Origin of the sequence: Lentzea xerophila, assembly GCF_051094245.1 — a bacterium.
Lineage (GTDB): Bacteria > Actinomycetota > Actinomycetes > Mycobacteriales > Pseudonocardiaceae > Lentzea > Lentzea xerophila.
In genome coordinates this window covers 5,033,803-5,053,885 of the sequence record NZ_CP194934.1, presented here as the reverse complement: position 1 = coordinate 5,053,885, position 20,083 = coordinate 5,033,803, and the positions used below count along the sequence as shown (strand labels likewise).

The 20,083-nt window shown below is 71.1% G+C and carries 21 protein-coding genes; 8 read left to right on the top strand and 13 right to left on the bottom strand.

The window, feature by feature from the left end; genetic code table 11:
• Positions 1-72: 72 nt before the first annotated feature.
• Positions 73-1,164, bottom strand: coding sequence for an acyl-CoA dehydrogenase family protein (locus ACRSBM_RS24135; protein ID WP_434446249.1), 1,092 nt, complete (start codon positions 1,162-1,164; stop codon positions 73-75).
• 21 nt (positions 1,165-1,185) lie between these two features.
• Entirely contained in the window at positions 1,186-1,623 is a 438-nt protein-coding gene (locus ACRSBM_RS24130) for a MarR family winged helix-turn-helix transcriptional regulator (RefSeq protein ID WP_434446248.1), read from the bottom strand.
• 83 nt (positions 1,624-1,706) lie between these two features.
• On the opposite strand from ACRSBM_RS24130, the gene ACRSBM_RS24125 reads away from it, so the two are divergent.
• Entirely contained in the window at positions 1,707-2,471 is a 765-nt protein-coding gene (locus tag ACRSBM_RS24125) for an SDR family NAD(P)-dependent oxidoreductase (RefSeq protein WP_434446247.1), read from the top strand.
• Positions 2,472-2,546: 75 nt separating this feature from the next.
• Positions 2,547-3,332 carry an aldo/keto reductase gene (locus ACRSBM_RS24120; protein ID WP_434453202.1) on the top strand — a complete coding sequence of 262 codons (786 nt, stop codon included), beginning with the start codon at positions 2,547-2,549 and terminating at the stop codon, positions 3,330-3,332.
• A 133-nt stretch (positions 3,333-3,465) separates the two neighbouring features.
• Here ACRSBM_RS24120 and ACRSBM_RS24115 read toward each other — a convergent pair whose 3' ends face one another.
• The 3 genes from ACRSBM_RS24115 to ACRSBM_RS24105 are packed head-to-tail and all read right to left on the bottom strand — an operon-like array spanning position 3,466 to position 6,475.
• Positions 3,466-4,791 (bottom strand): ABC transporter permease, encoded by a 1,326-nt coding sequence (locus ACRSBM_RS24115; RefSeq protein WP_434446245.1) that lies wholly within the window; start codon positions 4,789-4,791, stop codon positions 3,466-3,468.
• Positions 4,791-5,489 (bottom strand): ABC transporter ATP-binding protein, encoded by a 699-nt coding sequence (locus ACRSBM_RS24110; protein ID WP_434446243.1) that lies wholly within the window; start codon positions 5,487-5,489, stop codon positions 4,791-4,793. Before ACRSBM_RS24110 ends, ACRSBM_RS24115 begins: the two co-directional genes overlap by 1 nt.
• Entirely contained in the window at positions 5,489-6,475 is a 987-nt protein-coding gene (locus ACRSBM_RS24105) for an efflux RND transporter periplasmic adaptor subunit (RefSeq protein ID WP_434446241.1), read from the bottom strand. The genes ACRSBM_RS24110 and ACRSBM_RS24105 overlap by 1 nt, the downstream gene beginning before the upstream one ends.
• A gap of 141 nt (positions 6,476-6,616) precedes the next feature.
• Between ACRSBM_RS24105 and ACRSBM_RS24100 the strand changes: the two genes are divergently transcribed.
• Positions 6,617-7,411 carry an SDR family NAD(P)-dependent oxidoreductase gene (locus tag ACRSBM_RS24100; protein WP_434446239.1) on the top strand — a complete coding sequence of 265 codons (795 nt, stop codon included), beginning with the start codon at positions 6,617-6,619 and terminating at the stop codon, positions 7,409-7,411.
• A gap of 91 nt (positions 7,412-7,502) precedes the next feature.
• Positions 7,503-7,979 (top strand): DUF1360 domain-containing protein, encoded by a 477-nt coding sequence (locus ACRSBM_RS24095; protein ID WP_434446237.1) that lies wholly within the window; start codon positions 7,503-7,505, stop codon positions 7,977-7,979.
• On the opposite strand, the gene ACRSBM_RS24090 is transcribed toward ACRSBM_RS24095, so the two are convergent.
• Positions 7,974-8,561, bottom strand: a complete 588-nt coding sequence (locus ACRSBM_RS24090) for a hypothetical protein (protein WP_434446235.1) — start codon at positions 8,559-8,561, stop codon at positions 7,974-7,976. The genes ACRSBM_RS24095 and ACRSBM_RS24090 overlap by 6 nt on opposite strands.
• A 69-nt stretch (positions 8,562-8,630) precedes the next feature.
• On the opposite strand from ACRSBM_RS24090, the gene ACRSBM_RS24085 reads away from it, so the two are divergent.
• Together ACRSBM_RS24085 and ACRSBM_RS24080 are read left to right on the top strand one after the other, a co-directional pair.
• Positions 8,631-9,329, top strand: coding sequence for a HemK2/MTQ2 family protein methyltransferase (locus ACRSBM_RS24085; protein WP_434453200.1), 699 nt, complete (start codon positions 8,631-8,633; stop codon positions 9,327-9,329).
• Positions 9,271-9,498: a CDGSH iron-sulfur domain-containing protein gene (locus tag ACRSBM_RS24080; protein ID WP_434446233.1), complete on the top strand. Its 228-nt coding sequence runs from the start codon at positions 9,271-9,273 to the stop codon at positions 9,496-9,498. The genes ACRSBM_RS24085 and ACRSBM_RS24080 overlap by 59 nt, the downstream gene beginning before the upstream one ends.
• Here ACRSBM_RS24080 and ACRSBM_RS24075 read toward each other — a convergent pair.
• Genes ACRSBM_RS24075 through ACRSBM_RS24065 form a run of 3 tightly spaced genes read right to left on the bottom strand, consistent with a single transcriptional unit; the run spans position 9,420 to position 11,806 of the window.
• Positions 9,420-10,439 carry an iron-containing redox enzyme family protein gene (locus ACRSBM_RS24075; protein ID WP_434446231.1) on the bottom strand — a complete coding sequence of 340 codons (1,020 nt, stop codon included), beginning with the start codon at positions 10,437-10,439 and terminating at the stop codon, positions 9,420-9,422. The two genes, ACRSBM_RS24080 and ACRSBM_RS24075, sit on opposite strands and share 79 nt — an antisense overlap.
• The gene (locus ACRSBM_RS24070; protein WP_434446229.1) at positions 10,414-11,400 is read right to left on the bottom strand and encodes a carboxylate-amine ligase; all 987 of its coding nucleotides are present in this window, start codon (positions 11,398-11,400) and stop codon (positions 10,414-10,416) included. Before ACRSBM_RS24070 ends, ACRSBM_RS24075 begins: the two co-directional genes overlap by 26 nt.
• A complete protein-coding gene (locus ACRSBM_RS24065; protein WP_434446227.1) occupies positions 11,375-11,806 on the bottom strand; it encodes a DUF4383 domain-containing protein in 432 nt (143 codons plus the stop codon). The genes ACRSBM_RS24070 and ACRSBM_RS24065 overlap by 26 nt, the downstream gene beginning before the upstream one ends.
• A 29-nt stretch (positions 11,807-11,835) precedes the next feature.
• Between ACRSBM_RS24065 and ACRSBM_RS24060 the strand changes: the two genes are divergently transcribed.
• Positions 11,836-12,297, top strand: a complete 462-nt coding sequence (locus ACRSBM_RS24060; protein ID WP_434453199.1) for a hypothetical protein — start codon at positions 11,836-11,838, stop codon at positions 12,295-12,297.
• Here ACRSBM_RS24060 and ACRSBM_RS24055 read toward each other — a convergent pair.
• The 3 genes from ACRSBM_RS24055 to ACRSBM_RS24045 all read right to left on the bottom strand — a co-directional run bounded on the left by ACRSBM_RS24055 (position 12,246) and on the right by ACRSBM_RS24045 (position 17,985).
• Positions 12,246-15,122, bottom strand: coding sequence for an AAA family ATPase (locus tag ACRSBM_RS24055; RefSeq protein WP_434446224.1), 2,877 nt, complete (start codon positions 15,120-15,122; stop codon positions 12,246-12,248). The genes ACRSBM_RS24060 and ACRSBM_RS24055 overlap by 52 nt on opposite strands.
• 68 nt (positions 15,123-15,190) lie before the next feature.
• Complete coding sequence (locus tag ACRSBM_RS24050) at positions 15,191-15,379, bottom strand: hypothetical protein (RefSeq protein WP_434446222.1); 189 nt, start codon at positions 15,377-15,379, stop codon at positions 15,191-15,193.
• A complete protein-coding gene (locus ACRSBM_RS24045) occupies positions 15,376-17,985 on the bottom strand; it encodes a type 2 lanthipeptide synthetase LanM family protein (protein WP_434446221.1) in 2,610 nt (869 codons plus the stop codon). The genes ACRSBM_RS24050 and ACRSBM_RS24045 overlap by 4 nt, the downstream gene beginning before the upstream one ends.
• Before the next feature lie 144 nt (positions 17,986-18,129).
• Between ACRSBM_RS24045 and ACRSBM_RS24040 the strand changes: the two genes are divergently transcribed.
• Positions 18,130-19,407 carry a helix-turn-helix domain-containing protein gene (locus ACRSBM_RS24040; protein ID WP_434446219.1) on the top strand — a complete coding sequence of 426 codons (1,278 nt, stop codon included), beginning with the start codon at positions 18,130-18,132 and terminating at the stop codon, positions 19,405-19,407.
• Between the two features lie 12 nt (positions 19,408-19,419).
• Here the strand turns inward: ACRSBM_RS24040 and ACRSBM_RS24035 are convergent, their stop codons facing one another.
• Positions 19,420-20,034: a superoxide dismutase family protein gene (locus ACRSBM_RS24035; RefSeq protein WP_434446217.1), complete on the bottom strand. Its 615-nt coding sequence runs from the start codon at positions 20,032-20,034 to the stop codon at positions 19,420-19,422.
• Positions 20,035-20,083: the final 49 nt, after the last annotated feature.

Here is a 20,083-nt window from a genome sequence, read left to right as displayed (position 1 = left end):
GCTCGGGTGCCGCCCCGGTGTAGCGGGTGAACCCGCTGCGGTACGACTTTCCCAACTCAGCGCGCGCGTCCGTCAGAACCTCGTCATGTCCGGGCTGAGGCCCAGCTTGAGCATCGAGTACGTCTCCAACAGCCGACGCGACACCACCGCGTGCTGGGCCGCCACGTGCACGTCGCGCAGGCACCGTTGCAACGCCGACTCCTCGAACACCGACGTGCCGCCACCCGCCGCGAACGCCTTCTGCGCCACGTCCGTGGCCTCGCCGGCGGCGAACGAGCAGGCCAGCCGCAGCCGTGCCCGCACCGGTTCGGGCGCCTGCTCGGAGTTGACGGCGTGCTCCCAGGCCGTGCTCAGCGCCTCGTGCAGGAACGCGGCCGCCGCCGACAGCCTGGCCTCCATCAGCGCGACCTCGAGCTGGACGCCGGTCTGCTCGGCGAGGCGGGCCCTCGCGTACTGCGGGGTCTTCTCGACGGCCAGCGCCTCGATCTCGTCGATCGCGCGGCGGGCCACGCCCAGGCACACGGACGCGACGCCCACGGCCAGGAAGCTGAAGTAGGGGAACACCGTGATCGGGCCCTCGATGCCGGGCGTGACGCCGATCGGCCACACCGCGCGGCGCAACGGCAGGAAGGCGTTCTCGAGAGAGAACTCGTGTGAACTGGTGGCGCGCAGGCCGGCGGCGTGCCAGGTGTCGTGGATCGTGACGTCCGCACGTGGATATACGGCCAGACGCGGGCCTACGGGCGTGAGGGTGCCGCCGATGACCCACGAGGAGTACGAGACCGCGCTGCCCCAGCCCCAACGGCCGGTCACGCGATAACCGCCGTCGGCCTCCACGGCCTTCCCCAGCGGCGCCGCGGTACCCGCGATCAACGCGCGGGGGTCGCCGAAGACCTCGTCGGCGGCCTCGACGGGCAGGTACCAGGCCAGCGACGACGAGATCGTGGTCGTCATCGCGGTCCAGCCGGTCGAGGCGTCGGCCCGCGACAGCTCCTGGACCTCCCGGTTCCACTCGGGCAGGCCGAGCTCGGCGCCGCCGTAGCGCTTCGGGGCGATCCGGCGGTGCACGCCGTGGTCGACGAGCGCGGTCAGCACCGGTTCGGTGAGGGCGCCTTGCCGCTCGGCCACGGGCGCTTCGGCGCGGATCAGGTCGTGGAGATCCATGCCGCGATCCTGCCCAGCGAGCTACAGCTTGGCGAGCGCCTCAACGAGTGGCTTCAGCTCGGGAACGTCCCCGGCTTCCGAGAGCGACGCGGAGAGGACCTCGTCGTGCGTGGGACGGGCGAGCGCCAGCAGCTCGTGGCCCTTGCCGGTGACCTCGGTGTAGATGCCGCGCCGGTCGGTGGGGCAGAGGTAGCGCGCGAGCAGGCCGCGGTCCTCGAGGCGGGTGACCAGCCGCGTCGTGGCGGACTGGCTGAGCACCACGGCGTTGGAGAGCTGGTTCATCCGAAGGTGGAAGCCGTCCTGGCGGTTGAGGACGTCCAGGACGGTGTACTCGCTGACCGAAAGCTCGTGGGCCTTCTGCAGCGCTCTTTCGAGACGGTCCTCGATGCGCGCGTGCAACGCCGCGAGCGTGCGCCAGCCCTGTGCGCGCGCCTGGACGGCGTCGTCGTCCAGTGACATAGGTCAACCCTTCTCGAATAGACAGCGTGTGCAACTATTGCGTACGCTCGTAATCGTCTTCAGCAAGTCTACCGGGGAGAGACATGGATCTGTCGGGACGCACGGCACTCGTGACCGGTTCCACCGCCGGCATCGGCTTCGCCACGGCGGAAGCCCTGCTCAGGGCAGGTGCGACCGTGGTCGTCAGCGGCCGGAGCGAGGAGCGCGTCGCCGAGGCGGTCGGCAAGCTCAGTGGCAACGGGAACGTGCGCGGCATCGCGGCCGACCTCGCGACGGCGGAGGGCGCGTCCGAGCTGATCGCCCAGCTGCCCGACGTGGACGTGCTCGTCAACAACATGGGCATCTACGGCGCGAAGCCGGTGTTCGAGATCGACGACGCCGAGTGGCAGCGGTACTTCGACACCAACGTCATGTCCGGTGTGCGCCTCGCACGGCACTACACGCCCCGCATGGTGGAACGCGGCTGGGGCCGGGTGATCTTCGTGAGCAGCGAGTCGTCCGTCTTCACGCCCACCGAGATGGTCCATTACGGCATGACCAAGACCGCGCAGCTCGCGATCTCACGCGGCATGGCCCAGGCCGTCAAGGGCACCGGCGTCACCGTCAACTCGGTGCTGCCCGGCCCGACGCTCACGCCGGGTGTGGAGGAGTTCATCCGCGACCGCGTCGGCGAGGGCGGCGAGGCGGAGTTCGTCCGTACCGAGCGCCCCACGCTGCTGCTGGGCCGCCTGATCCGCCCGCACGAGGTCGCGAACCTCATCACCTACGTCGCGTCGGACCTGTCGTCCGCGACGACCGGAGCCGCGTTGCGCGTCGACGGCGGCACCGCGCCGACGCTGATCCCGTAGCAGACACAGTCCGCAATTAGTACTACCGGTTAAGGATTTCTCTTGAACACCGTGAAGCTCGACAACGGCATCACCATGCCCCAGCTCGGTTTCGGCGTCTGGCAGGTGCCGGACGCGGAGGCCACCCCGGCCGTCGCGGAGGCGCTGAAGGCCGGCTACCGCAGCATCGACACGGCCGCCGCCTACGGCAACGAGGCCGGCACCGGCGAGGCCATCGCGCAGTCCGGTGTGGACCGTGACGACATCTTCGTCACCACCAAGCTGTGGAACGACGACCAGGGCTACGACGCGACGCTGCGCGCGTTCGACACGTCGATGAAGAAGCTCGGGCTCGACGTCCTCGACCTCTACCTGATCCACTGGCCGACGCCCGCCCGCGAGCTCTACGTCGACACCTGGAAGGCGTTCGTGCGGTTGCGGAAGGAGGGCCGCGTCCGCGCGATCGGCGTCTCCAACTTCCAGCCCGCGCACGTGCGGAAGCTGATCGACGAGACCGGCGTCGCGCCCGCGGTCAACCAGATCGAGCTGCACCCGTACTTCCAGCAGAGCGAGCTGCGCGCCTTCAACGCCGAGCACGGCATCCGGACCGAGGCCTGGTCGCCCCTCGGCCAGGGCGGCGAGCTGCTGAACGACCCGGTGATCGCCGAGATCGCCGCCAGGCACAACCGGTCGGCCGCCCAGGTCGTGCTGCGCTGGCACCTGCAGATCGGCAACGTCGTGATCCCGAAGTCCGTCACGCCGTCCCGCATCCGGGAGAACATCGCGGTGTTCGACTTCGAGCTGTCGGAGGAGGAGATCGCCGCAGTGTCCACTCTGGACCGTGGTGGGCGCATCGGCCCGAACCCGGACACGCTCAACTGATCTCGATCTCGCACGGGGTCGTGCCTCCCGGTCGCCGGCACCCTGCCCTCCGCCGCCTGAAACGGGACCAACGCACGAAGCCCCGAACCGCTTGGTCGCGGTCCGGGGCTTCGCCGGCGACGGGCCGGAAGGACTAGGCCCGCATGACTGTGGCGATCGGGATCCGCGCCGCCCGGATCGCCGGGATGAGACCACCCAGCACACCGGCGATGAGGCCCGCGATCACGCCCGCGACACCCGCCTCCCACGGGAAGGCGGTGCCCTGCAACGACGGGAAGCGGCTGCCGAACAGCATCAGCGCGACCTGCAGGCCCGCCGCGCCCGCGCCGATCGCCAGGCCGGCGGTCAGCAGGCCGGTCAGCAGCGTCTCCGCGAGGACGATGCCGGCGAGCAGCATCCGGGACATGCCGACCGCGCGGCGCAGCGCGAACTCCTCGACGCGTTCGCCGACCGTGGCGAGGCCGACGTTCAGGATGCCCGCGACGCCGATCAGCAGCACCAGGAACGCCATGCCGAGGAAGATCAGCCGCATGATCCTCAGCTCGGACTCCATGCGCTCCTTGGAGTTCACCGTCTGGAAGTGCATCTGGTCCGGCTGCAGACCCGCGCCCACGAGCTTGGCCTTCAGCAGCTGCTGCAGGTCGTCCGAGCCCGGCTGCAGGAAGACCTCGAGGTTCGTGCCGCCGCGGAACCTGTTGGCGCCGCTGGTCTCGGTGGCCGACGGCATCCACGTGCGCAGCTCGTCGAGACGCATGTAGACGCGCGGCTCCGAGTTGCCGTCCTCCACCACGCCGACGATCTGCGGCGACACGTGGTGGGTCGCGCCCTCGATCATCATCTCGCCGGGGACCCGGTACTGCTCGAGGCCCTTGGCGGCCTCCGCGTTCAGCACGATCCTGGGCGCGAGCGACGGCGCGGTGCCGAAGTCGAGCCAGCTGCCCGAGACCGCGCGGAACGGCTTGAACTGCCGGATGTCACCGGTCAGCGCGACCATGCTGACCTCGATCGCCTGGCCGTCCGGCTTCTTCTCCGGCGGCTTCTGCTCGTGGCACACGCCGCCGGCGTCGCAGATCATCTGGGGGCCGTAGTAGCCGCCGCCCTGGTTCGCGTACTGGAACGGCATGCCGCCCTCGTTGATCGGCCGCACGCCCGGCTCGCCGATGACCGCCTGCGAGCTGATCATCGCGACCGCGTCCGAACGGCCCTTCAGCGTGGCCTCGACGATGCCAGGCGCGCCCTTCTCGCCGGGGATGTAGCCCCTCAGCGTGCCGTCCTTGCCGGACTGCAGCTCGACGTCGGTGAGCATCGCGCGTTCGGCGATCTCGGCGCCCGCCTGCACGGCCACGACCGCGAGCACACCCAGGAACAGCGAGACCATCGACAGGAACGTGCGCAGCTTTCGGGCGCGGATGCCCTGTCCGCCGATGACGAGGGCGGACCGCAGCTTGCCGGAGAACATCAGTTGAACCGCCCGTCGCGCAGCTCCAGCACGCGGCCCATCTTGCGCGCGTGGTCGTGGTCGTGCGTCACCAGCACGAGGCCACAGCCCTGCCTGGTCGTGTTGAGCAGCACCTCGACGACGAGGTTGCCGGTCTCGGTGTCGAGCGCGCCCGTGGGCTCGTCGGCGAGGATGATGCGCGGCTGCCGGACGAGCGCGCGGGCGATCGCCACGCGCTGCTGCTCGCCGCCGGAAAGCCTGGAGGGCTTGGACTTCGCGAGGTGCGCGATGCCGACCTGCTCCAGCGCGTCCATCACCTGCTGCCTGCGCTTGCGCCGCGCCGACCAGCCCTGGCCGTTCACCAGCGCCATCGCCACGTTCTGCGCCGCGGTGAGGTGCTTGAGCAGGAAGAAGCGCTGGAACACGAACCCGAACTCCGCGCTGCGCAACGCCGCGGCCCTGCGCTCGGGGAGCTTCGTGATGTCGTCGCCGTGCAGGAGGTACTGGCCCTCGTCGGCGCGGTCGAAGAGTCCGATGAGGCTCAGCAGCGTCGACTTGCCCGAGCCGGACCGGCCGAGGATCGCCACGCTCTGTCCTGGGTGGACGGTGAGGTCCACGCCGGACAGGATGGTGCGCGGTTCCTCTTGGCCCTTCAGCACTTTCGTGATTCCGTTGAGCTGCAGCAGCGGTGCCGCGACGGTGACTGCGGGCTGGGCCATCACGGTCCCGTCGGCTTGCTCTGGTTGCCGCCCTGCTGCTGCGCCTCGGGCAGGTTCGGGCCGGGCACGGCGAGCTCCTCGTCACCGGTGAGGCCCGACTTCACCTCGATGACCTTGCCGTCGGTGAGACCCAGCGTCACGTCCGTGGTGCGGCGCGAGCCGTCCGGCTGGATGACGTCGACCTTGCCCTTGCCCTGCTGACCCGCGACGGCCTCGACGGGGACGACCAGCGCCTGCGTCGACTTGCCGGTGGTGACCTCGATCGACGCGGTGGCGCCGTTGATCATCTGCACGTCCGCGGGCGCGGTGCACACGATGCGCAGGCCCGTCGACGTGCTCGGCTGCTGGGGCTGTTGCTGCGGCTGCTGGGGCTGCTGCGGCTGGTCCTTCTCGTCCTTGTTCTCCGGCGTGACCGGCGGCTTCTCCGGGATGGTGCCCTGCGGCAGCGCGGCGATCGTCCCGAGCACGGTGCACGGGAACGGGCCGGGACCGTTCTTGATCTGCACCGTCACGTCGGTGAGCGCGCCGCTGATCTTGTACGCCTGCTGGCCGTCGATGTCGCCGACGATCGCGTAGCCGACGTGCTTGGCCGACGCGATCGGCATCCCCGCCGTCACCGTCGCCTTGTCGTCGACCAGCCTGCCGCTGAACGTGGACCCCGCCGGCGCCTCCACGTAGTTCGGCGCCCCGTTCTTCCACACCGTCGCGACCCTGATCGGCTTGGTCGGCGTGCCGTTGGGCGCCGGGACGTCGAAGTACCGCACCTGACCCGCGACCGGCGCGACGAGCCCGAACGTCGGGTTCATCTCGACCTTGCCAGCGATGCTGAGCTTCGTCGTCAGGTCCTGCCTGGTCGGCTTGACCTTCGTCATCGTGGTGCCGCGCGGTGCCAGCTCCGGATTGGTCTGATCCGGACCTGACGGACTGCACGCCGTCACCGCGATCGTGACCAGCGCGCACAGCGGCGCGAGAACAATTTTGCGCACGAACGTCCCCCATGTCGTTTCGACCAACCTATCGATAAGGACACCCGATGGGTGGGGGAGGTTGCATCAGACTTTCGGCCGATGTCGCATCGACCTGGTGGCCACGGGTATCCGGGTGTGTCGACCGGAAGGAGAACACCCGTGAATGCGCTTGCCGTGGTAACCGGTGCGTCCAGTGGAATAGGGTACGAACTCGCGAAAGTTCTCGCCGACAACGCCTTCGACGTCGTCGTGGTGGCCGAGGACGAGAGGATCGACGACGCGGCCGCACAACTGAGGATGCGCAGCGGTGGCGTGCACGTCGAACCGGTGCGGGCCGATCTGCGCGCCTACGAGGACGTCGAGGCGCTGGTGGCGAAGGTCCGCGCGCTGGGCCGTCCGGTCGATGTCCTCGCGGTGAACGCGGGCGTCGGCGTAGGCGGCGACTTCGTGCGCGACACCTCGCTCGGCGACAACCTGGAGATCGTGGACCTGAACGTCCGCTCGTCCGTGCACCTCGCGCACCGGCTGATCGGCGACATGGTGGACCGCAAGGAGGGCAAGGTGCTCTTCACGTCCTCGATCGCCGCCACCGCGCCCGGTCCGTTCCACTCCGTCTACGCGGCCTCCAAGGCGTTCCTGGCGTCGTTCGCGCAGGGTCTGCGGGAGGAGCTGCGCGACACCGGTGTCAGCGTGACGACGTTGATGCCAGGACCGACCGACACCGAGTTCTTCGACCGGGCCGGCATGCAGGACACCAGGGTCGCCACGGGGGACAAGGACGATCCCGCGCAGGTCGCGCAACAGGGCTTCGAGGCGTTGATGAAGGGCGACGACCACGTGGTCGCGGGCTCGCTCAAGAACAAGGTCCAGGCCATCGCCGGCAAGGTCGCCCCCGACCCGGTGAAGGCGAAGATGATGCGCGCGATGACGGAACCGGGTTCAGCGGGCGAATGACGGGTACTCGCGCCTCGTGATCCAGCCGGATCCCGTCACAGTGGCGCCTGCCACGACGGCACTGACGTCCTCAGTTCGGAGGTTCGGACGCGTGAAGCGGATTTGGAAGGCCTACGGCGAGAGCAGGCCGCTCCCCGGCTACCTGCTCGCCATCGGCAGCTACGCGGCGCTCGCCGGCGCCGTCTCGGTGGCCGGGCGTCTCACCGGTGTGCGGCTGCCGGAACGGTTCTCGTTCGGCGACACAGCGCTCGTCTCGGTGGCGACGCACAAGGCGAGCCGGTTGCTTACCAAGGAGGCGGTGACCAGTCCGCTCAGGGCGCCGTTCACCCGCTACGAGGAACCTGCGGGGCAGGCGGAGATCAAGGAGTCCCCTCGTAAGGACCACCCGGCACAGCACGCGATCGGTGAGCTGCTCACGTGCCCGTTCTGCGCGGGCGTGTGGATCGCGAGCGGGCTCACCGCCGGGCTGGTGTTCGCGCCGCGGCTCACCCGCCTGGTGTCGACCGCGCTCACGGCGGTGGCGGCGGCGGACGCGTTGAACATCTTGTACGACAAGCTGAAGTCATGACTCCTGGCGGCCGCGCCTGCTGCCCTCGTAGGCCTTCGCCCGCAAGGAGGCGAGCCAGCGCGGCGCCAGTTCCAGCTCCGGCGGCAACGTGAGCACGGGGTCGAACGCGACGGGTGTGGCCGCGCTGTCCTGAGGGCGCAGCGTCAGCTCGGCGACCCGGCGCCAGTTCGCGCTGCCGCCCGACGCGTGGATCACGAACCGCGTCGGCGTCTCCCGGTCATCCGGGACGGCCATGTACCACACCAGCTCGCCGCGGTACCGGTACGGCGTCAGCGTGCCCAGCCGGGCATCACGCCAATAGCGCACGAACTTCGGCAGCAGACGCGTGTACGCGGTCGTGCCGGTGCTGGACAGCAACAGGTCCCAGTCCCCCGACTCGGTGGGCACGCGCAGCGCGAGCCCGAGCACGTCCGGCAGGCCGGGCCTGGTGCCCGCACCCCTGGACAGGCGAACGGCCACGGTGGCCTCGCGGGGGAACGGCGCGGCGAGACCGCTCAGCTCGCCGGTCGCCTCCACCCCGCGCGGATGGAACGCGCGAGCGTGCCGCGCACGGGCGAGCAGGCGGAAGACAGTGGTCAGCACACCCCGGTGTACCCGCGAAACCCCCTCGAAAACACGGTGTTTCAAGGTCTTCCGGTGGGGGATTCCACGATGGTGAGGCTGCTCAGAGCACCAGGCGTGTACACGCCTCAGGACGACACTGCGCTTCTGGTCGAAGCGCTGCACGCGGCGGCGATCCCACCGGGTGGCCGCGTGCTCGACATCGGCACCGGTACCGGAGCACTCGCCATCGCGGCGATCCGGGCGGGCGCCGCCGAGGTGACCGGTGTGGATGTTTCCCGGCGTGCGGTGTGGACCGCGCGCGTCAACGCCGCCCTGCGCCGGATGCCGTTGCGCGTCAGGCTCGGCAACGCGCTGGACGTCGTCGCGGACGAGAGCTTCGACCTGGTGCTCTCGAACCCGCCCTATGTGCCCGCGGCGAGCGTTTGCGCCGCCACGGGACCGGCCAGGGCGTGGGACGCGGGCCTCGACGGCCGCCAGCTACTGGACCCGTTGTGCGCCAAGGTGTTCGATCTCCTGGTGCCGGGCGGTGTGCTGCTGATGGTCCACTCGGCACTGTGCGGTGTGGCCACGACGCTGAAGCAGCTGCGGGACTGCGGCCTGAAGGCGGCGGTCGTGCAACGCCGGTCGGTCCCGTTCGGACCGGTCATGCGCGGCAGGATCGGGTTTCTGGAACAGCACGGCCTGATCGACGCGGGCCAGCGACACGAGGAACTGGTGGTGATCCGGGGTGACCGGCCAGAACGCCCGCAGGGTGACGGTGGTACCGAACGGGCCGGTGCTGGTTGAGGGACCGGTCGACCTGGTCACCGAGGACGGCGAGACGCACACCAGCGACCGGTTCGTGGTCGCGGTGTGCGCCTGCCGCCGCAGCAAGCGCTATCCGTTCTGCGACACCAGCCACCGCAGGCGCGTGCGCAGCGACGTCTCCCCGGACCGCCAGGAAGAAAGCAGGTGATCCGCCAGCCGCCGCTCCAGCAGTTCGGTGGCCTGGATGCCGAACACCACGTCCGCCCTGAGCTCGGGTTCCTGCTCCATCAATGAGCCGATGACGTCACGACGCATGATCTGCTCGTGCACGGCATCGGCTTCGACGTGCTCGGTGAAGAACTCGACGCAGCGCGGATCGGCTTCCAGGCGCTGCAACGCCTGCGCCATGCGTTGTGCGCTCGGCGCGGTGGTGATCTCGGCGGCGGCGAAGTGCCCGACCAGCGCGCCGCGCAACGACCGGTGCAGGCCGAACAGCGACATCATGTTCACGATCGCGATGGCCGGCGCGGGCACGTCGTCCAGGTAGGCCAGGTAGTCCGAGGACATCCCGGCGCCGTCGAGCAGATCGGCGTAGAGGCGCGAGTGCATCCGGTCGGCCCTGCCGCCACCGAACTCGTCGAACTCCACCGCGACCAGCGCGGCCTTCGCCCGGCCGCGCAGCCTCGGGATCACCCACGCGTGCGGGTCCGCTTCCTTGTGGTGGTACACCGACCTGTGCGCGAAGTACTCGCGCATCTCGTCCCAGGTCCCGTCGTCCCGCAGGTGGTGCGAGACGCCGCTGCCGGGGACGTGCTCGACCAGCAACGCGTCCAGCTCGCCGTCGAGATCGTCCCCGCCCTTCACTTCGGACCGAAGGCGGCCGAGGAACGCCGCCTCGGCCTGGGCGCGGAGCCGGAGCAGGTCCGGATCCCACTCCCAGGCCGGGTCCACGCCGTCGAAACCGCCGTAGTGCAGCTCGTACATGATGTGCAGGGCGATGGTCAGGTCCTCGCCGAACGCGTCGGCGCTGGCGAACGGGATCGGCCGGCCGGGCTCGCCGCTCAGGGCGTCGGCAACGGCCTCGGACAGTGGCCCGCGGGGCGAGGGAAGCTTCACCACGGTGTCATACCCGCCGTTCGACCAGGTCATGCACGAGTGTGAGCTCGCCGCGCGCCTCCAGCGCCGGCGTCACGTGCTCCAGCAGCGCGTCGAGCAACGCCGTCGCGGGAACCCGGCACTCCCGCCACGGATCGACCCCGGCACCGTCCAGTCCGTACCGGGAAGCCGCCCAGACGGCCGCCGCGCACACGTCGTCACGCACCGGGCGTGTCTCAGCGCCCAGGCACGCCGTGTGGACGAGAGCGCGCGACAGGGCCGCCTGCAGCACCGCGTCCTCGACGGTGGCCGCCGCGTCGGCGACCCGGAACTCCACCGTGGGGAGCTTCGGCGACAGCCGGGCCAGCCAGAACGACTGGGCGCGGTCCACGAGCGTCCCGCACGAGACCATCCGCGCGACGCGGGCGTCGTAGTCCGCCGCGTTCGCGAGCACCGGTGGCACCCCGGAGCCGGGGAAGCGGGACTGCTGCACCATCCGCCAGCTCGCGTAACCGTTGTCCGGCGAGTTCGCGGACAGGGCGAGCAGCGTCGGCAGCCAGGGCCGCACGTGGTTCAGCACGCGGACACCCGTCTCGCGGTCCGGCACCCCCACGTGGACGTGGCAGCCGCAGGCCTCGTAGTGCTCGACGACTCCGGCGTAGGTGTCGAGGACGCGCCGGAACCGGGGGTTGTCGTGGCTGACGATCGGCTGCTTCGACGGTTTCGGCGGAGTACCGCGCGACAGCAGCCCGAGCCGCACCTCGTCCGCCGCCTTCGCGAGCGTCGTCCTGGCCTGCCGCAGGGCGTCACCCAGATCGGAGACCGAGGTGCACGGACCCGTGGCCGCCTCGACCTGCGTGCCCGCGAGCTCGGCGTGGAACTTGGTCAGCTCCGTGTCCTGGACGCGCGCCAGCACGGCGTCCGCCCGCACCGCGGTGCGGCCGGACGCCGTGTCGACGAGCAGGAACTCTTCTTCTACGCCAACGGTGTCAGCGCACTGCGGCCCGCTTGCCAAGCGCGACTCCCAGTCCGATCATGCCGAGACCGAGCACGAAGTGCAGCCAGTCGTCAGCGGTGTTGAGCGGCACGAAGTTCGCGCCGCTCGTCTTGTCGATCACCAGCCCGTACAGCCACAGCACGAGGTAGATCGCGCCGCCGCCGATCAGGTACGCCCGCGCGCCCGCCGCCGTGCGCGCCATCAGGAAACCGGCGACACCGAACAGCAGGTGCACGATGTTGTGCAGGATCGAGACCATGAAGATGCCGAGCAGCATGGCACCGGACTCGTGCCCGGCGAAAGTCATCCGGTCGTAGTCGGTGGTGACGCCCGGGATGAAACCGAGCACGCCGACCAGCGTGAACACCGCCGCGACGGCTAACGCGGCCTGTTGGACCTTCGTGCGGGTAGCGGTATCGACCATCGAACTCACCTCGAGGTTTGGTCGTGAACATGGTCGGACTGCGGCTACCCGGCGGAGGCATGCGCAAACGCGTGCGGGGTATTCGTTCCGGCATGGACGACCAGACGATCCAGGCCCTCGGCAAGCTCAGCGAGGCGCTGGAGACCATCGAACGGGCCCGCGGCCATCTTTACTCGTTCCACCAGCTCACCGGCCACGCGGACTTCATGCTCGACGAGGTGATCTCGGGACTGCGCGAGGCGGGCCACCACGAGCACGCCGACCGGGTGCAACGGGACGTGCTCGGCAGGAACGTGCTGCCGGGGAAGTGGACCTTCGAGATCGTCGAGCTGTACGACGACACCTACTACGAGGTGTTCCGGGAGGTGGAGCGCGCCGCTCGGGAGGCTTTGGCCGGCGGCAGGCGGCATCAGCTGGAGGCGCGGATGAAGCGTGAGCGTCAGCGGCTGAGCGCGGCGGCGTACGCGGAGAGGGACTCCCGGTCGGGCTGACCCGTCTTGGCGATGAGCGAGGCGACGTGCTTCTCCACCGTGCGCGGCGAGATGTGCAGGCGGGTGCCGATGGCCTTGTTGCCCATCCGGTCCGCCAGCAGCACGAACACCTCGAACTCCCGGACCGTGACGCCGTGCCCGCGCAACTGCCGCGGCACCTGGTCCGTGCCGCTGCGGCGTTGCTGCACGGGCGCCCCGGCCTGCCTGAGCAGGCCGCGGCACGCCGAGGCCACCGCCGGGATCCCGGCCTGGTGGAAGTACTCCTCGGCCGACCGCAGCCAGGACACCGGATCGCCCCACCCGGCGGCCTGTGGCGCGACCAGCCGCAGACCCAGGTGGCGGGCCAGCGGGTACAGCGCCGCGGCCTCCTGCGCGCGGTGGAAGGCCTCCGCGGCCTCGGCGTGACGGCCGTCGCGGCCGAGGAGGACGGCGTGCGCCAGCGAGGCGAACTGCCGGTTCCATCGCATCGCGGCGGCCGAGGGCGTGGTCTGCGCGTGGAAGTCGGGCCAGCCGAAGCGGCCGTCGAGCACGCCGAGCAGCACGCGCAGGCCGTGCGTGCCGGAGAGGTGGAACGTCGTGGGGTTCTGCGACTCCAGCGCGAGCGCGCGGTCGAGCTCCGACTCCGCCAGCGCGTGGTCCTCCTCGAGCAGCGCGCAGAACGCGCGGGCGAGCCCGATGCACAGCGGGTACTCCTGCGCGCCGCTCTTCGCGACCGACTCGAACCTCTCGACGGCGTCGTCGGTCTCGGCGCGCTGACCGCGGTGCGCGGCGAGGGTCGCCTTCGCCATCAACAGGTAGCGGGTCAGCGCGTGGAACCGCAGCCGCGCGGTCGTCTCCAGGCACCTGTCGATCCGCTCGGCCGCCACCGCGTAGTCGCCGGTGAGCACCGACTGCAACGCCAGGATCGCGTCCACGTTGTGCGCCACCGTGATCGCGCCCGCCCGGCAGGCCTCGGCGTGCGTGCGGTCCAGGGCGGCGGTGCTGCCGTGCTCCAGCCAGTCGTTGCCCGCCAGCCGAACCAGCGCGTAGATGTGCTGGATCGGCATCCGGTGCGTGTCCGCGAGCGCGAGGGCCTTGCCGAAGCACGTGTTGGCCTCGTCGATGTCCTGCTCCCGCGCGATGATCCCGAGCAGCTGCCACGCCTCGCACGCCACCGTCGGCAGCCGCGCGCGGTCCGCGGCCAGAGCGGCCTGCCTGGCGAGGTCCGCCGCCGACGAGATCCGGTCCGCGCTCGGGATGTTCAGCGTGAGGTAGGCCGAGTTCACGTCCAGCGGGGCGGTCAGCTCGTCGGGCGCGTCCGGCCCGAGCAACGTCCGGGCGATGCGCACCTGTTCCACGCCTTCGGTGAACCACCCGGCGAGGTAGGCGACGCGCGACAGTCGCGTGTGGAGCTTCGCGCGCCGCGGGCCGTCCAGGCCGGGGAGATCGGCGACGTCCAGGGCGAAGGCGCGGTCGAAGTCGCCCGTCTCCGCCAGCGCGGGCAGGAGCGTGTCCAGGACGTCCGCCCGCGCGGTGACTTCGGTGGAGAGCAGCTGTTGCGCGCGGTCGAGCAACGTGACGGCCGATCCCGCCGCACCGCTCGACAGCGCCCGTTTGCCCGCCTCGGCGAACAGGAGACCTGCCTGCGTGGGGCAGCCGGCGTCGAACCGCAGCTTCGCGACCAGCGGGCACCAGTCGCCGGGCAGACCCGGATGCAGGGCCTCGACCGCGTCGGCCGTGCGCTGCGACAGGTCCGCGCGTTCGGCCGGGGTCAGCTGGGCCAGCAACGCGTCCGCGGTCAGCGGGTGGCGGAACGCGTACCAGTCCGGCGCGGGCTCGTCCGGTGTCACGAGCTGCGCGGCCACGCCCGCGTGCAGGTGGCTGAGCAGCCGGCGGTCGTCGGTGCCGGTCACCTTCTGCACCACCGAGAGCGGGAACCGGTGGCCCAGCACCGCCGCGATGGACAGCACCTCACGGCCCTGCGGCCCCAGCCTGTCCGTGCGGTGCGCGACGCTGCGCACGAACGCCGCCGGCACCGGCAGCTTCAGCTCGCCCACCACCTGCCAGCCGAACGCTCCGGCCACGAGCAGACCGCTGCTCACCATGCCGTGCAACAGTTCCTCGACGACGAACGGATTTCCGGCGCTGTCCGTCCACAAGCGATCGACCAGTTCGGCCGGGACCAGCGCGCTCTCCAGGCAGGAGGCCGTCATCTGCCCGACCTCGTCGTGTGACAGGCGGTGCAGCTCCAGCAGACCGGCGGATCCGCGCTGCACGATCCGGTGCACCAGCTCCAGGGCGTTGCCGGGCTCGGTGCGGATCGTGGCGACCAGCAGAACCGGTTGGTCCTCCAGGTTGTCCGCGAGGTACTCGATGACCGCGAGCGTCTCGGCGTCGGCCTCGTGCAGGTCGTCGAGGACCAGCAGGCACGGCGTCTTGCGCGCGACGGACGCGAGCAGCCTGAGCACCGCCTCCGCCAGCACGACGACCGACTCCGTCGTGGACCGGTGGTCGTGCCACTCCGGGATCAGCGTGCCCAGCACGGGTTTGTAGGGCCCGAGCGCCGAGTCGTCCGGCGGATCGCCGCGGAACAGCCCCAGAAGTGCCTCCGCGAGCGGGCGGAACGGCACCATCGGCCCGATCGTCGTGCCGCGACCCTTGAGCACTCGCATGCCCTCGTCGTACGCCTGGCCCGCCGCGTACCGGGCGAGCCTCGACTTGCCGATCCCCGCCTCACCGGTCAGGAAGACGGCCCCACCGCGGGAGTCACGCGTCCTGGCGAGTGCCCCCGTGATGGCCGCGACCTCGCGATCGCGGCCGACCACGTGGGGTGCTCGGGTTCGCATGTCTGGACCCTAACGTTCCCGTGCGGGTCTCCGTATCGGCTGCCCAGGCGTATTCGGCGTGGAAGTTCCTACTTGACGCTGACAGTGGTGCTCGCCAGAGTCGGTGTGATCGCCACGAAGGCGCTCGTCGCGAGTGTCAAGCCCATCAACGCCCGTGCGCGCGCACCCGCGAAGGTCTTCGGCGCGAGCTCCATCTCCCCGATGGCGTCCTCGGCGGGCTCGGGCTGGGCGGTCGTGCGGTGCAGGGACTCGTTCATCGAGTGCACTCCTCTGTGTCGGGCGAAGGTTGCAGCAGCAGGACTGACGGCACCGGGAACCCTTGGCGCAGCAGGCCGTGACCGATGCCGGCCAGGCCCGTGAACAGGCCGGGTGACGGAACTCCGCCCGGCGTGGCGCAACGCGCGCCGTGTTCGTCCAGTGCTCCGAGCAACAATGCCGTGCGACGGGCCGCGGCGCTGGGGTGGTGAGCGGCCAGCGCTTCGACGACGCCCAGCTCGCCGTGGCAGAGACTCATGTCCCGCAACGGTTCTCTGGTCGCCAGCACACCGGCGAGGCGCTCGTCGTCACGGGCGAGCGCGGCACCGGCCAGACCCGAGCACCAGCCGGTGTCGGCCGGGTCGATGGCGTCGTTCTCCAGGAACGTTCGTGCGGCCACATCCGATAACTCGTCGCGAGCCGTTGCCGCGTAACGCCGGAGCGCCCATCCGATTCCCGAATGGCCGCGGGCGAACCCATTCGCCCGGCAAATCGCGCCACGTAGCAGAGCTGCGTAGTGGTCGGCCAGCGCGAGTGAATCAGGCGTGTTCACGGCGAGCATCGCGGCCAGCGACCCGGCGACGCCGTCCGCGACGGTGAGCGAACGTTCCTCGCGCGGCATCAGTGACACGGCCTGGGAGAGCAGCGCACTGTCCAGACCGAGCAGCGGAGTGAGTCGCGCCAGCCCGTAGCAGATGCCGCCGAGACCGTGGACTCCGCCGCCGACCGCCTCGACGAGCTCCGGTTCCGCGGCGAACATCTCCAGCAACGACGGCAACGGCCGCAGGGCGTCGCGGGCGAAGTCGACGTACCGCGCCGCACCGGTCAGCGCCCCCAGTTCCGCGAGGAACAGCGCCACACCCGTGTAGCCGTTGGACAGACCGGCACCGAGCGGCTGGACCGTCCAGTGCCGGTCGTCGACCAGTTCGAGCCCGAGCCAGTTGACGCGGTCCTTCCCGGTCACCGCGTGCGCGAGGATCTGGTCCGCGATCCCGCACGCGGCGACCAGCAACCGGGCCGGGTCGGGGTCGACCGGGGCGACGTGGCCCGGCACCGGGTCGCCGCTGTGGTGCGACACCGGCCGCGGCCGCGACGCCAGCAGGGCCTCGATCACCCACTGCTGGTCGTGCCGGTCGACCTCGTTCATCGCGGTGATCTTGCGCGTCACCGCGTGCAGTCCGGGCTCCGGCAGCATCCCCGGCAGCCGGAGCCCGGACGCGGTCCACAGGTCGGTCGATCCCGGCCGGCACGTGAACAGCGGCACGTCACCGCGCCACAGGTCGGAGACCTCGAACGGCACCAGCCGGTCGAGCAGCGGGTCGTCGGCCACCAGCACGCCGAACGCCAGATCGCGGTCCAGCGCGTCGGCCAGCACGGACGGATGGGTCGTCTCGTCGAGCAACCGCGCGTACTGACGCGTCGCGCGCGCCACGAACCGCACCTCTTCGCCGGCGCACGCCCGGACGAGCCGCAGCAGTTCGTCCCGATGCGCCACGATCGCGTCGTACCCCGCGCGGAAACCCGCGAGCAACGAGTCCTGGTAGTCGGCGGGCTCGGCCGGAGCCCCGCCCAGCAACGGCCTGTTGAGCGCCCCGGACGACGCGTGTGGACGCCGGACGAGCCGCATCCGGTCGGTGCCGGCGTCGGCCCAGTCGACGACGTCCAGCGGCGACAGCACGCCGTGATCGCCTCCGACGCCCGACACGTCCGCGACCCCGTTGTCGCCCAGCAGCACGTGGGGGAGCAGGGCCGTGCGGTGCACCGAGCGCACGAGGGCCAGCGCGGCCGGGTCGGTGTCCAGGGCCGGCGTCGGGTGGAAGAGCGTCTCGACGTCCACGAGCACCGGCTGGTCGCCGCACGCGATCAGGTTCTCGTAGTGCATGTCCGTGCCGTCGACCGCGTAGAGCAGCGCCAGCAGCGCCCCGAGCCGCCGGTAGAACTCGGCGACCCCGGCCACGTCCGCGCACGGCACGTGGCTGATGTGTTCGAGCCACCCGTAACCGTCGCGGGGGAGCAGCCTCGGTGCCCGGAAGCCGATTCCGGTGCGCGCGGAAAGCCAGTGCAGCTGGTCGGTGAACCGCACGTGCAACCCGACCGGTCGCGGCCGGTAGACGAGCCTCGCCCCGGACTCGAAGGTCAGGACGGCCACCGTCCGCCCCTGCTGGTGCGCGTCCCCCTGCCCCATGTCGATCGAGACCAGCGCACCCGGATCCACGCCCTCGAAGATCGTCCGGACGATCGTCCCGCGGTCGCGCGTGAACCGCGACGACAGCTCGTGGTGCGTGGAGACGGCCTGTTCACAGGCCTGCGCGAGCAGCCGCGCGAGCACCGGGTAGCGCTGGAAGAGGCTGGAGAGGTTCAGCGTGCGGGTGAACTCGACGAACCGCTCGGCGCTGGTCGCGCCGGTCAGCGTGCCGCGCACGGCGTGCAGCTCCATCACGAGCGTGCGCGCCGCGATGCCGACCAGCCGCCGGCCGAGCTGCTCGGCGAACGGCGCGTCGAACGGCGGCACCACCTCCGTGCGGGAGGCGTCGATCAGCGGGCGCAACGCGTGGGCGAAGGCCGCTGTCCAGCTCTCGCCGGTGCTGGTCCCGGCCGCTGAGGTCACGCCGGTCAACCTCGCACGCGCGGGCACGGAGCACATGGGGACCAACCCCCCAGATTTGCGCCGGGACGTGAATATGGGGGAGCGCCACCCATGTTTCGCCGCTCGATCGGACCGAGACTCAGAGGCCCGAGGAGGGGAACGAACATGAGGGAGTTCGGAGAACTACTGCGCACGCACCGCATCGGCGCGGGACTCACGCAGCAGCAGCTGGCCGACTTCGCGATGGTGAGCGTGCGGGCCATCCGCGACCTGGAGTGCGGCCGGACGCGGTCGCCGCGCGCGGAGACGGTGCGGCTGCTCGCGGACGGGCTACGCCTGGACGAGGGCAGCCGCGCGGACCTGCGGCAGGCCGGCGGGCGCACCGGAGGGCGGCCGGCGCTGGCGCCACCAGCGCCGAGCGGACCCGCCGGGGTGATCGTGGGACGTGCGGCGGAGGCCGCGGCGCTGACCGGGCTGCTGCTGGAGCGGACCGACCGGCGGCTGGTCACGGTCACGGGCGTCAGCGGGGCCGGCAAGACCCGCCTCGCCCTGGAGGTGGCAGGAGAGCTGCACTTCCGGCACGGCTGGTCGGTACTGTGGCACCCCGCGCCGAGCCCGTCGATCGACGACGACCAGGACACCGTCCTCGTCACCGACCGCCGGCCAGACCCCGGCCTGCTGGAACGCCACCCGCGCCTGCGGATCGTCGTCACGGCCCTGGCGCCGGCGGGACTGCCCGGCGAGCACCTGTTCCCGCTCGGCGCGCTGGCGGACGACGCCGCCGTGCGGTTGCTCCTCACGCACGTGCACCGGGTGCGCCCCGCCTTCCGTGCCGAACCCGCGAACCAGGCCGCGCTGGTGGGCCTCGTGCACGAACTGGACGGCCTTCCGTCGGCGCTGGAGTTCGCCGCCGGGTGGTTCATGGTCTACTCGCCGCAACACCTGCTGGAACGGCTGCGGAGCAACCCGCTCGACCCGACGTCGGCGCACCTGCGCGACTCGCTGCGCCGCTCGCTGTCCACATTGGACGAGGATGGGCGCGCGCTGCTGGTGCGGATGGCCGGGGGTGACGATGGCGGGCGCGGGCTGCGGGCGCGGATGGCCGGGGGTGATGACGGCAGGCGTGCACCGCTGGCGCGGATGGCCGAGGGGAACGACGCGGGCTGCGGGCTGCGGACGCGAATGGCCGAGGGTGGCGACGGCGGGCGCGGGCTGCGGGTGCGGGTGGCCGGGCGGGGCGACGGCGGGCGTGCGCCGCTGGTCCGGTTGGCCGAGGGGGACGACGGCGGGCAGGACCGGCTCCTGCGCGAGTTGAGCGTGCGCGGGCTGGTCCGCCGCGCCGGGCCCCGCCACGAGGTGCTCAACCTGGTCCGCGCGGCGGTGCTGGAACCGGTGCCGGGGCCACACCTCGCCGGAGGTGTGGCCCTGACCTGGCCCGTCTAGAACCGCACCGAATCAGAACTGCGCCGTGAGGCACGCGAGGCGGTCACCGGCCGTGCCCGCCTTGCCGTGCTCGGTGCTGGTGTGCGAGGCGTGCACGACGACCGAGTTCGCCTCGCCGTCACGGAACTCCCACTTCACCGTCGCCGTGGCGGTCGCGGCGCCCTGGGCGTCGGTGGTGAAGTCGAGCCAGATCTCGTTCTCCGCGTTGGCGTACGCCGGGTCGACGCTCGGTGACACCGGGTCCTTGGAGTTCTGGTAGTGCGGGCCCGAGTCGGCGGGCTTTGCGCCGCACGGTTTCGTGTGCACGTGCGAGCCGTACTTCGTGTCCGGCAGCAGGCCGGACACCTTCAGCTCCACCGTCGTCTGTCCATTCGCGACGGAGGTGCCGGTGGAGAGCTTCGCGCCCACCGGGATCCGCTGGACGTCGTAGGTGATGCCCTTCGGCTGCTCACCGGAGGCCGCGGGTGCCGCCACGCCGCTCTCCGCCAGAAGGGTGACGGCTGGGGTGGTCGGCGCCGCGGAGGACGTCTGGGAGGAGGTCGAGGAGGTCGGTGCCTCGTTCGAGCAGGCGGTCGCGCCTCCGGCGAGCAGGACGGCACCCACGAGGGTCGCCACAGTCGTGCGCATGTCTCTCCTTGAGTCGACTGCGTCCCAGGTTCCCACCCCCTCCTTGTCC